Consider the following 11,692-nt stretch of genomic DNA (forward strand, 5'->3'; position numbering starts at 1 on the left):
CTAACGATTCACACTGAGTTGGGCGAACATTTCCGGGCCACGGGCGTCCAACCATTTTCCCCCGAGTCGGACTCCAACAACGAACAACACCACGCCCAACACCGGGCCAACCACCAGGTTGATCCATCCCGCCTCCGGACCTCCACTGAATGCTTGCACGGCCACCAGCGCGAACTCCGGAGCGATCAGGAGGGCCAGGACCCCCATTCCCACCGCCTGCACGGCCAGCGTCTGGGCCACGTTTCCCGGCGGTTTCTTGAACGGGCTGTCACCAGGCAAAGGGACAGCGATGTTGTAACGTGCCGAAATCACCGAGGACAGGCCCAGCCCGGTGAAAAGCGTTCCCAGTGAGAGTCCCAAAAGGTTGGGAAGCCAACCCCAGTCCCCCGTAATGAAGAGCGGACCCACGGTAAAGATCAACACCACAGGAAGGGAGATGGCCAGGCATGCCATGGCACGTCCCAACCTGTCGTCAACACCGCGCACACCGGCAGCAAGGTGAAGGGCGAAGGCCGTGTTGTCATAAGAGATGTCAGCGCAAATGGACCAAGCCATCATGAACGCCGTCAAGGGTCCAAGAATCATGAGCAAGCCATAGCTGCCGCTTTGGGTTCCGCCGAAGAAAAGCAGCACGGGAAGAAGCGGAACCACCACCAGCGATCCCGCGTACCGCGGATCCTTCAACCAGTAAACCAACGCCCGGGCCGCAACCGCCCCGGCAGGGGTCGAGGGAAGGACAGCGAAGAGCCCGAGCTTTCCGCCTTTCCTTGCCGTCCCGCCGGAGTAGGCCGGCGTCACCAGGGCTCGTTGGAGGAGCACGTGCCAGCAGAGGAACAAACCGCCAAGGGTTACCGCTGCGATCAGGAACTTCAAGCCGGCGGCGGCATAGTCACCTGCTTCCATCTCTCCGCCCAAGGACCAGGCAGCCCCGAGAGGTGTCCAGGAAACAGTGCGGGCCAGCACCGGAAGGTAGTCCGCGCTGCCCCGGACCCCGTTGACGATGCCCAGCATGATGGGCCCCATCAGCATCAACGGAATGAAGACCATGATGCTGCTGACGTCCTTGAACCGACGCGAAGCGGCAAGTCCGGCCGTCGCGGTAGTGACAACCTTGGACAACACCACGCAGGTCAGGGCACCCAGCACCGCGGCCAACAATGCCCCGGCAACCGCGGGAACGCTGCGCCACCACGTACCAACCGTGCCCAATGCCGCCAGCAAAGTGGCCAGGCCGGGGATCCCGATGAAACCCGCCAACGCAAGTCCCGTCAGCAGTTGCCTGGGTGGAATCGCGAATGTGGTGAAGCGGGCGGGGTCCAAGGTCATATCGGCCGCTGATGCGACAAGGGGGATGATCGCCCACCCGAGGACGGTAGCCGCACCGCTCAGCACCACCACTGTCTGCGCGATCCCGGCATCCGCCCAACGAAGGGCAACCAGTCCGCCGATCAAGAGAGACAACAGGCCCAACGCGTAAAGGAGTCCCAGGGCCATCCCCACAAGCTGCCACGGACTGCGTTTGAAGCCGTTCAGGAGCAGCCGCCACTTCAGGCTTAGAAGGTGCGCAACCATTCCAGCCCTTCCGTCCGGTGTCCGCCGCCAACCAACTGGACAAACCGTTCCTCCAGCGTGGATCCGTTGCGGACTTCCTCCACCGAACCGGCTGCCAGGACGCGGCCACCGGCCACCACTGCCACGTGGCTGCACATCCGCTGGACCAGATCCATCACGTGGCTGGACACGATCACCGTGCCGCCGGAGGCAACATAGTCCTCCAAAATGCCACGGATATTGGCCGCCGAGACTGGATCCACGGATTCGAAGGGCTCATCCAGGACAAGGAGGCGCGGAGCATGGATCAGAGCCGAGGCCAAGGCGATTTTCTTGGTCATGCCAGCCGAGTAGTCAACAACCAGGGAACCAGCGTCGGCCTCAAGATCAAGTGCTGCCAACAATTCGGTGACCCGTGTGCCCACAACCTCGCGGTCCATCCCGCGAAGCAGGCCCGAATACGTGACAAGCTGCTCGCCGGTCAGCCTGTCGAAGAGCCGGACACCGTCAGGCAGCACGCCCATGAGTTTCTTGGCCTCCAAGGGCCGCGCCCAGACGTCCACCCCGTGGATCAGCGCCGTCCCGAAGTCCGGCCGGAGCAGTCCCGTGGCCATGGACAGCGTCGTAGTCTTGCCTGCACCGTTGGGACCGACCATTCCGTAGAAGGAGCCCGCAGGGACTTCAAGGCTCACGCCATCGACGGCGATCTTCTCGCCAAAGCGCTTGGCCAGTCCCCTGATGGACAAAGCAGCCAGGGGCTGGACCACCGGAGATGATGCAGCGGGTTGCGGCGCTTCATCGTGCGGCGGAACGGGCATGGGCGTGGGTTCATGGCGTGGGTCCGTCATGGAACCAGCCTAACCTCGCAACCGTGAGGCCGCAGGGGTTCTAGAAGCCGTGGCGGGGTACGGCGCGCTGGTACTGCGGAACCCACGGAATGTCATGGCCAAGTTCGTACGCAGCCCTCAGCCACCAATGGGGATCGCGCAGGGCGGCCCGGGCCATGAAAACAGCATCTGCCCGGCCGTTGGCCACGATATCCTCAGCCTGCGCAGGGCTCGTCAGCAGCCCGACCGCGCCGGTGGGGACACCGGCGTCGCGCTTTACCTGCTCCGCGAATCCTGCCTGATAGCCAGGCACAGCATGGATTCGCTGGTGGGCTACGGCACCGCCGCTGGAGACGTCCACAAGGTCGACGCCGCGATCAGCGGCAGCGCGTGCCAGACGGACAGATGCCTCTGCGTCAACGCCCCCGTCAGCCCAATCAGACGCGGAAATACGGAGCAGGAGCGGCATGGAATCGGGAATGGCTTCCCGCACGGCATCCACCACCGCGAGCATGAGCCGGTTTCGTCCGTCCTCGCTCCCGCCCCAACTGTCCGTGCGGGTGTTGATGAGGGGGCTTTGGAACTGATGGAGGAGGTACCCGTGGGCACCGTGGATTTCCACGGTATCGAAACCCGCATCGACGGCCCTGACGGCAGCGGCAGAGAAGTCCGCCACCACTCCCAGAATCTCCTGTTCACTCATAGCGGCCGGTGCGGCATAGCCGTCAAACGCCTGGTTCGTTGGCCCCGCGGTGACCCACCCGCCGTCGGAAGCGGGAACGGAACCGGAGTGCTCGGAAAACGGCCAGTACGTTGACGCCTTCCGCCCCGCGTGGGCCAGTTGGGCACCGATCCTGCAGTCCACGGCACCATGCCGGTGAACGAACTGGACAATCCGTTCCCACGCGGTGGCCTGCTCATCGGAGTACAGGCCTGCGTCCAGGGGACTGATCCTGCCCGCGGCGTTCACTGCAGCGGCCTCGCTCATGATCAGCGCGGCGCCACCGGCAGCGAACGAACCCAGGTGCATCAGGTGCCAGTCGTTCGGTACGCCTTCTCCGGTTTCGGGATGGCAACTGTACTGGCACATCGGCGAAACCCACCCTCGGTGGGGAATGCTGAGCGACCTGAGCTGGAGGGGCGTGAACAGCGCGGACGGCACTAGAAGAGGACCCTCGCGAGTCCGTGGCGGGCTTTGGCCACCCTCTCATCCGAAGTCCCCACCACTTCGAAGAGTTCAAGCAGGCGCACGCGGGCCGTTTCACGTTCGGGGCCGAAATTCCTGCCGATGAACGTGATGATGCGGTTGAACGCGTCCTCAATGTGGCCGCCGGAAACGTCCAGGTCAGCGATGCCCAACTGGGCCTCGATATTGTCCGGCTCCCGTGCCGCCAGTTCACGGAGGTCCTCTGCTGCACGGGCCGAAAGTTCGTCAAGCCGCGCCATCAACTCGACCTGCGCAAGTCCTGCCTTGGCATCTGCATCCGCCGGTTGTTCTAAAAGGGCCTGCTTGTAGGCGGTGGCGGCTCCGGCGTAGTCGCCTGCCTCAATCGCGTCGAGGGCTGCCTGGTGAAGAGGTGGAAGCGGTGCGGCCTCGGCTTCTTCGTCCTGAGCCGGGTCGCCGATGCTGCCCGTGACTCCATTGGCGGCGGCCACTTTCAGGAGTTCCTCCACGAGGCTGCGGATTTGCTCGTCATCGGCCGGCCCCTGGAATAGGGGAACGGGTTGACCCTTCACTACTGCAACGGCGGTGGGGACGGCATCAACCTGGAATGCCTGGGCAAGTTGCGGGAAGGCATCGACATCGGCGGCGGCAAGCACCAATCGGCCTGCATAGCTCTCCACAACGCGCTGCGCGGCATCAAGGACTGCAGGAGATTCCGGCGCGTAGCGTGACCAGAGGAGGAACAGCACGGGGATCTGGGCAGACAACTGCACCAGATCCTGGAAGTTTGTTTCGGTGGCATCCACGCGAAGCGGTGCTTTGCCAGTGTCCCCTCCATGCGGCGCACCGTCTTCTACCGAAGCAGGACGCGCCTGTGAGGGGGCGGGGCGGCGCAACGACGAAAGGTCGACGGCACCGCGAAGGTTGAGCTGGCTGGCAGCGGCTGGAGTGGGTCGGTATCCGGGCGAACTCATACCGTCCACTCTAGCCGCTGCATTGCCAAGGGCATGCCCTACTTGAAGCTGGCTCCGACCAGGCCGCGGGTGGCTGCCACGAGCTTCATGGGGTCGGTTGATCCTGCCGGAGGGATGTAGACGGCAACGGATTCGGCGAAGTTCAGGACCATGCCCGTTGTGGTTTCCTTGCCGCCGGCAAACACGGCGGAGTCGTCTTCCAGCAAGAGCTTGTCGCCTGCGGCCTTGGGCGTTCCTTCGAAGGCAAAGTCCAGCCGTCCGACCACCAGGGCACCACCGTCGGCGGTGCGAAGCACCACAGTCTGGTTGGTGACCGGAGTGTGGGTGAACTTGAAGTTGGCGCTGGTGCCGTTCTTCACCGTGTCCGCCTGGTACGCGAGGGCACCGGCGATGTACGGCGACGACTGCCCGTCAGCGAGCTTGCTCCGGTTGGGAGACTCCGGGTTCGTCAGCATTTCGGCCAGGATGCCCAGAGCCTCGTTGCCGCTGTATGCCAGGCCTGTATTGTCACTTGCGGGCACGGCTTCGGTCCCGTCACGCGGAACCGGGAATGACGGGAAGTTGGTGCCGGGCTGGAGCGGTGCGCTACCCCAGAGCTTGTAGTTTTCGCGGGGCGAAAGCTGTACGAGCGTCAGGACCTGGGGAACGACGTTGCCTTCACCCTGCGTCAGGGCAAAGACCGTGCGGGGCCAGTCGCGCTTGGTGCTGATGACGCTGCTCTGAAGCTTCGTGGCCCGAACCGGCATACGCGGTTCGTAGGCGGAAACGGTGGACCGGATCTTGTAGTTCTGAGTCCGGATCTGGAGTTCCATCTTGTCCACGCGGGGGGCAAGTTTGGCAGCGTCCTTGGCGGCGTCGGCGGCATCCACAGTACTGGCCACCTGTTCCAGGATGCGCTGCAGCTGGGATTCGAGCATGACCGGGACTCCGGCTTCGCCTTCCGCAGCGGAAGCGGACGGGCTCGCAGTGCCGGAGGTGGCCCCGGGGGTGGTGGTGGCCTGGGCCGCCACAGCGGTTCCGCCCACCATCACCGCTGCCAGTGCGGCAGCGACAGCAGTCACCCGAAGGGACGGGCCGGCATTGTCGGAACCACGACGACGGCCAGCCTCGCCCGCAGGCGCCTGCTCAGGCAGCGTGGTGGTTTCAACGCCGCTATGGGGTGCGTCGTCGTCGCCGTCCTTGCGACGGTTGCTGAGGGCCTTGGCCACGAACGGCAGTGCGGCACCGGCAAGGATGATGATGATGCCAAGGACAATCAGCGGCACGGCCCAAGGGGTGGTGGCGTTGTTCGGGAATGTCATGGAGATCGACGACGGCGCAGGCTGGGTACCGTCGCCGGCTACCAGCAGGGACCACTCACCGTCAGCCGGAGGATTCCAGGTGTAGTCCAGCTCGCCGCTGGCGTTCTCAGTGCTCACCCACAGGTCAGAACCAGCCGGGGACGGCGCTGTGGCCTCACCATCGGCGGACGTTACCTCTAGGGACTTTTGGTCCGTGGAGACACCCGTCAGAGTATTGTGGGCAGTCTTGCCAACCCAGGCCTCGACATCATCCGGGCGGCCAGTAGCCACAATGAAGTTGCCTTCACCTTGGATCTTGATCTTCACCGGGCCGTCGTGGAGCGCGATCAACTTCTGGTCGATCACGGTCAGCGGGGCAGCTTTAGTGTCGCCGGGAGCCGAGGCTGTCACGGTCTCGGCGGGAGCCCAGAAGGTCAGCTGGCCAATGCCGGCCAGCATCGTCAGCAGGCCAAGCAGCACCAGCAAGGCTGCAGTCTTCAAACGCACAGGAACACCTATCATCAGCGGTCGTTGAACTTCAAGGGTAACCGTTTTGTTATCAGAGAGTCAGATCGGGGTATCTCCCCGAATGCCCCGGAAAGCCCTCCGTGGCGCCGCTCCGGCGCCATTCGGCGCTCCTGATAGTGTGGCGATGATCATGATATCCGGGCCCTAAAGTGCCCGTATTGACCAAGCAACACCAATGAAAAGGCAGCAAAACCGCGTGAAAGACCACTTGGAGCAACGTCCCACCGATGAGCCCGGGTCAGGTGCAGTCGAAGCCCCTCTGGACGGGACCTCCGCGACGGTTCCGGTCCGCACTGGTCGCCTTGCCGCTATCGGCCGCCGGCTGCGTCAGCCTATCCCCGGCGCCCGCACCCGCGTCCGGTTCGAGATGCCCCCCGAAGACGAAAGCGTCACCGTCCCTGACTCTGCTTCACCCGAGGACGATCACGGCTTCGGCGCCCCGGGACCCAGAATGTCCTCCCAGCATCCCCTATATGTCGGGTTTATGGGCACTGCAGGCGTCGGTGTGGCCCTCGCGGTGTTCTACATCGCCAGCAACACCACACAGCTGATCCTGTGGATCGTCGCCGCGCTCTTTATCGCTTTGGGGCTTGACCCCGTGGTCCGGTGGCTCGAGTCCCGCAAAGTCCCCCGCGTCGCAGGCATCCTGATCTCCGTTTCAGCCCTTGTGCTGGCCGTGGCCGGATTCTTCGCGACGCTGATTCCCACCATCGTTGAACAAGTATCCGAAATCGTGCGCCAGGCCCCGGACTGGATCCGCGGCTTCCTCGACTCCGATTTCTTCCGCAACGCAGACAGCCAGTTCGGCGTGCGCGACCGCATCACCACCGAACTGGACAAATTCGTCAAGGATCCCGAGGCCATGGGTGGCATCTTCGGCGGAGTGGTCGGTTTCGGTTCCACTGTGGCCAATGGCCTGTTCGGCTCACTGATCGTCCTGGTGCTGAGCCTTTACTTCCTGGCCGCACTGCCGTCCATGAAGCGGTGGGCCTACCGCCTGGCCCCGCGGTCACGCCGCCCCAGGGTAGAGGCACTCTCCGAGGCCATCACGGACTCCGTGGGCAACTACGTGATCGGGCAGGCCTGCGTCGCCATCCTGAACGCGATCTTCGCTTTCATCCTGATGTCGATCCTTGGCATTCCGTTCAGCGTGCTGCTCGCATTCGTCGTTGCCCTGCTGGCGTTCATTCCGCTGGTAGGCGGCATGATCGCTGCCGTAGTGGTCATTCTCGTGGCACTCACCGCCGGGTGGCAGACCGCCGTGGCCTACGCAGTTGCCTACTTCGCCTACTTGCAGTTCGAGGCGTACTTCATCTCCCCGCGCATCATGCAGCGTGCGGTGGCGGTTCCTGGCGCCGTAGCGGTCATCTCGGTCATTGCCGGCGGCAGCCTGCTCGGCGTTCTTGGCGCTCTGATCGCCATCCCCACGGCAGCGGCCATCATGCTGCTGATCAAGGAAGTGTTCATCATGCGGCAGGACAGGCACTAAGGTCCCGACACTTGGTACAGATAATGCCCCTCAACAGCGTTGTTGAGGGGCATTATCTTAAACAACCGGGCCAGGCGCTTACTACCGGGCTAGGCACTTGCAACCGGGGCTAGGCACTTGCAACCGGGGCTAGGCACTTGCAACCGGCCCCGCCCACTCGCGGGGCAGGCCGTCAACGCCCGCACCTGCGGGAGTTACGTCGTCGACGATCTCATTCAGTACCCGCGCCGCATATTTTTCGCCCACCCAGAGGTGCTTTGCGCCATCGACGCCCACCAGCCGGGCCTGCGGAACCAGGCTGAACCGCTCGGCGGCTTCGGCCGGCTGCAGGTAGTCGTCATGTTCCGGAACGAGGACGGTCAGCGGCTTGCCGGAAGCGGTCCATTCCTTGAGATGGACGTCCGTGGCACGGTGCAATGGGGGTGACAGCAGGACCGCACCTTCGATCTGCGCCGCCACAGGTTCCACCGCCCCGTACATCAGTGCAAGTTCGGTGCCGAAGGACCACCCAACCAACCATCGGTTCGGTAAGCCGCGTTCCACCGCGAACCGCACCGCGGCCTCGACGTCGTAACGCTCACCGATGCCTTCTTCGAACTGGCCATCGCTCGTGCCCCTCGGTGACGAAGTGCCCCGTGTGTTGAACCTCAGCACGGCGACTCCCGCCAGTGCCGGAAGCCTGTAAGAGGCTTTGCGGTAGACATGGGAATCCATGAAACCCCCATGCGTTGGGAGCGGGTGGAGCGTGATCAGCGTGGCGGTGATTTCTCCTGCCGCCGGCAATGCGAGCTCACCCAGCAGCACCTTGCCGTCTTCCGTGGTGAACTGCACATTCTCGCGTTTCGCGGGAAGGACCGTTGAAGCACGGATCTCAGAAGGAGCGTCCTGCGCAGTGAAAGCGAACGTGGCGGGGTCGAAAGTCATGCATCCAAGCCTAAGCGAATCAGCGGTACCGGTACGTTCGGGACGTCCAGCAGTTGGTGTGCCAGTGCCTGCGCTCCGCGAGCCCTGCGGCCTGGCCGAACAGGTGGCTGTCCTTCCACACCACCAAGTGCGCTATGCCCGGAAGGATGGCGGTGGAACAGCCTGGGCAGATGTATTGCTTTTCAGCTTTCTTGGCCGTCATGGTCCGGACCATCCAGTCGCCGTCCGGCGCACTTTCACGCCGGGCGATTCCGCCCCGCGCCCGTTCAAGGTCGAGCTCTGGAGTCGGTTCGGCCCATTTGCCGCCAGCAGTGCCGGAGCGTGTGCCGGACGCATTGCGACGAGGGCGGTTGGAACGGGGCATGCCTCCATTCTGCCCCAGCACCCCCGCCCGAAGCGGTAATGTGGAGCGGGTGCGACTCGTCATAGCCCGTTGTTCTGTTGATTACGTTGGCCGCCTCAAGGCCCATCTCCCCCTCGCCACCCGGCTCCTGCTGGTCAAGGCCGACGGCTCGGTGCTGGTCCACTCGGACGGGGGCTCCTACAAGCCTCTGAACTGGATGAGCCCTCCTGCGACGCTCCGGGTCACCACGCCGGAGGAAACCGAGGTGGAAGAGGGAGTAGTGGAGCAGTGGACCGTCCAGTCCGCCAAAACCGACGACCGACTCATCATCAACATCTATGAGCAACTCCATGACACCTCCCATGAGCTCGGAACCGACCCCGGTCTGATCAAAGACGGCGTCGAAGCAGATCTCCAAAGGCTGTTGGCCGAGCAAATCGAGCTTCTGGGATCCGGATACTCGCTCATACGCCGCGAATATTTCACCGCAATCGGCCCCGTGGACATCCTTGCCCGCGATGCCAAGGGCGCCACGGTCGCCATCGAGCTCAAACGCCGCGGCGACATCGACGGCGTCGAACAGCTCACCAGGTACCTTGAACTTCTCAACCGGGATCCCCTGCTGGCTCCGGTCCGCGGCATCTTCGCCGCGCAACAGATCAAGCCCCAAGCCAAGGTCCTGGCCAACGATCGCGGGATCGACTGCGTCACGCTGGATTATGACGCCATGCGCGGCGTGGATGACAGCGAGTCGCGGCTCTTCTGACGGGTGTGCCGCAGCCCACTAGAATCGGAACATGACTGCCGCAGACCGCTTGACCTCCTCTTCCGCGCCTAGCCACCAAATCATCAAAGGAACGCTGGTCAGCGACGGTGAGGTGGTGGAAGACGGCCTGGTGGCCATCGAAGGCGACCGTATCGCCTACGCAGGACCGGCGGATGCCTTTGATCCGGAGTCATTCGAGGGTTTCCAGAGCGCCATTCGCCTGGGAGTCCCCAGCGGCAGCTACCTCATCCCCGGCCTGGTGGATGTCCACTGCCACGGCGGCAACGGTGGCGACTTCCCTGGCGGCGAAGAGGCCTCGGCGCGCAAGGCCATCGAGTTCCTGCACCGCTCCGGCACCACCACGTTCCTGGCCAGCATGGTCACTGCTCCGCGCGAGGACCTCTTCCGCGGAATCGAACTCTACGTAAAGCTCGTCGATGAAGGCCTGGTGGCCGGCATCCACCTTGAGGGGCCCTTCCTCTCCCACGCCCGCTGCGGCGCCCAGAACCCGGCCTACTTGCTCGAACCCGACCTCGACCTCATGGACGAGCTCGTCGGCGCCGCGGCAGGCAAGCTCGCCACCATGACCTACGCGCCCGAATTGCCCGGGGCAGCCGCCCTGGTGGACCTGATGACCTCCCACGGAGTGACACCCTCGCTGGGCCACACCGACTGCGACGACGCCACTGCAACGGCGTCTTTGGCTGCGGCCCGCGAGGGACTGGAGTCAGCTGGGTTCGACGGCGTCAGCTCGCTCCCCACCGTGACGCACCTTTTCAACGGGATGCCACCCATGCATCACCGCGCGCCGGGTCCGGTCGCGGCGTGTCTTCGGATGGCGCAGGAAGGAAAGGCCGTGGTGGAACTCATCGCGGACGGGACCCACCTGGATCCGAGTACCGTGGCCACCGTGTTCCAGTTGGTGGGAGCCAACAACATCGTTCTCGTGACAGACTCCATGGCCGCTGCCGGTCTGTCGGATGGAAGCTACATGCTGGGCCCCTCCCCCGTGACTGTCAGCGACGGCGTAGCCACCTTGGATGCCACCGGATCCATCGCAGGTGGCACGGCAACCCTGCTGGACGTCGTCCGCAAGACTGTAGCGGCCGGCGTCGCACTCCCCGATGCCATTTGTTCCGCGACGGCGGTGCCAGCGGCAGTCCTGGGCCTTTCGGATGAAATAGGCGGGCTGCGCCGCGGTCTCCGTGCTGACATCGTTGTCACTAACGAAGATCTGCAACTCACTGGCGTCATGCGCAACGGACAGTGGCTGTCCTAGCAATGCCGCCGCGTGAATTGCAACGCATCCTGTTACCTTCTTTTTACCGAAAATTTTCCCGAATTACCCAAAAGACCGTTGACCTCCGGCAGAGCACATGAAAGTGTTGTAGCAGTCTTTGTGTAGGTGGTTTTTCATGCTCGCAAGACGAGTTGCGAGCGTGAAGCTCCTGCGAAACCAGACAGGCCCCGCCTGCACTGAATCCAGGTCTTCTCGCGGAGTAACAATGCCGGTACGAGGTGTATCGGACTGATGTTCCATAATGAGGAGATATACATGGCACTGGGAACCGTCAAGTGGTTCAACGCTGAAAAGGGCTTCGGCTTCATTACCCCGGATGACTCGGATGGCGACGTTTTCGTTCACTACTCCGAAATCCAGACCGGTGGCTTCAAGACCCTCGATGAGAACCAGCGCGTTCAGTTCGAGATCGGTCAGGGTGCCAAGGGCCCCCAGGCAACCGGCGTTACCGTCGTCTAGTCTGACCCGTTGAAATCTGTTTGTTGCAGATTCAACAAACATGTTGACCCCGGCTTTCCAGCCGGGGTCGACGTGTTTAACGGAAC

Annotated in this window: 11 protein-coding genes; 4 read left to right on the top strand and 7 right to left on the bottom strand. The window is 63.5% G+C overall.

Translation table 11 applies throughout. From position 1 onward, the window contains the following. From ACFRJ9_RS20095 to ACFRJ9_RS20115, 5 genes are read right to left on the bottom strand one after another with little or no spacing between them, the layout of a single operon-like run. A complete protein-coding gene (locus tag ACFRJ9_RS20095; protein WP_377671622.1) occupies window positions 1-1,572 on the bottom strand; it encodes a transporter in 1,572 nt (523 codons plus the stop codon). Beyond that, a complete protein-coding gene (locus ACFRJ9_RS20100; protein ID WP_377671625.1) occupies window positions 1,554-2,399 on the bottom strand; it encodes an ABC transporter ATP-binding protein in 846 nt (281 codons plus the stop codon). The genes ACFRJ9_RS20095 and ACFRJ9_RS20100 overlap by 19 nt, the downstream gene beginning before the upstream one ends. Before the next feature lie 40 nt (window positions 2,400-2,439). Beyond that, window positions 2,440-3,540: an NADH:flavin oxidoreductase/NADH oxidase gene (locus tag ACFRJ9_RS20105; protein ID WP_377671628.1), complete on the bottom strand. Its 1,101-nt coding sequence runs from the start codon at window positions 3,538-3,540 to the stop codon at window positions 2,440-2,442. Continuing rightward, window positions 3,540-4,517 (bottom strand): tetratricopeptide repeat protein, encoded by a 978-nt coding sequence (locus ACFRJ9_RS20110; protein ID WP_377671631.1) that lies wholly within the window; start codon window positions 4,515-4,517, stop codon window positions 3,540-3,542. The genes ACFRJ9_RS20105 and ACFRJ9_RS20110 overlap by 1 nt, the downstream gene beginning before the upstream one ends. A gap of 38 nt (window positions 4,518-4,555) precedes the next feature. Continuing rightward, on the bottom strand, window positions 4,556-6,319 hold the full coding sequence (locus tag ACFRJ9_RS20115; protein WP_377671634.1) for a hypothetical protein: 1,764 nt from the start codon (window positions 6,317-6,319) through the stop codon (window positions 4,556-4,558). 202 nt (window positions 6,320-6,521) lie between these two features. Between ACFRJ9_RS20115 and ACFRJ9_RS20120 the strand changes: the two genes are divergently transcribed. Then, window positions 6,522-7,814, top strand: coding sequence for an AI-2E family transporter (locus ACFRJ9_RS20120; RefSeq protein WP_377671778.1), 1,293 nt, complete (start codon window positions 6,522-6,524; stop codon window positions 7,812-7,814). A gap of 129 nt (window positions 7,815-7,943) precedes the next feature. Here ACFRJ9_RS20120 and ACFRJ9_RS20125 read toward each other — a convergent pair whose 3' ends face one another. Both ACFRJ9_RS20125 and ACFRJ9_RS20130 read right to left on the bottom strand, forming a co-directional pair. Further along, complete coding sequence (locus ACFRJ9_RS20125) at window positions 7,944-8,738, bottom strand: alpha/beta hydrolase (protein ID WP_377671636.1); 795 nt, start codon at window positions 8,736-8,738, stop codon at window positions 7,944-7,946. 19 nt (window positions 8,739-8,757) lie between these two features. Continuing rightward, on the bottom strand, window positions 8,758-9,102 hold the full coding sequence (locus ACFRJ9_RS20130) for an ATP/GTP-binding protein (RefSeq protein WP_377671639.1): 345 nt from the start codon (window positions 9,100-9,102) through the stop codon (window positions 8,758-8,760). A gap of 49 nt (window positions 9,103-9,151) precedes the next feature. On the opposite strand from ACFRJ9_RS20130, the gene nucS reads away from it, so the two are divergent. From nucS to ACFRJ9_RS20145, 3 genes are all read left to right on the top strand, one after another. Further along, window positions 9,152-9,847, top strand: a complete 696-nt coding sequence (nucS, locus tag ACFRJ9_RS20135) for an endonuclease NucS (protein WP_377671642.1) — start codon at window positions 9,152-9,154, stop codon at window positions 9,845-9,847. 31 nt (window positions 9,848-9,878) lie between these two features. Then, entirely contained in the window at window positions 9,879-11,126 is a 1,248-nt protein-coding gene (nagA, locus tag ACFRJ9_RS20140; protein ID WP_377671645.1) for an N-acetylglucosamine-6-phosphate deacetylase, read from the top strand. A gap of 276 nt (window positions 11,127-11,402) precedes the next feature. Continuing rightward, window positions 11,403-11,606, top strand: coding sequence for a cold-shock protein (locus tag ACFRJ9_RS20145; protein WP_018776337.1), 204 nt, complete (start codon window positions 11,403-11,405; stop codon window positions 11,604-11,606). Window positions 11,607-11,692 lie beyond the last annotated feature (86 nt).

It is taken from the genome of Paenarthrobacter sp. NPDC056912 (genome assembly GCF_042786555.1).
GTDB lineage: Bacteria > Actinomycetota > Actinomycetes > Actinomycetales > Micrococcaceae > Arthrobacter.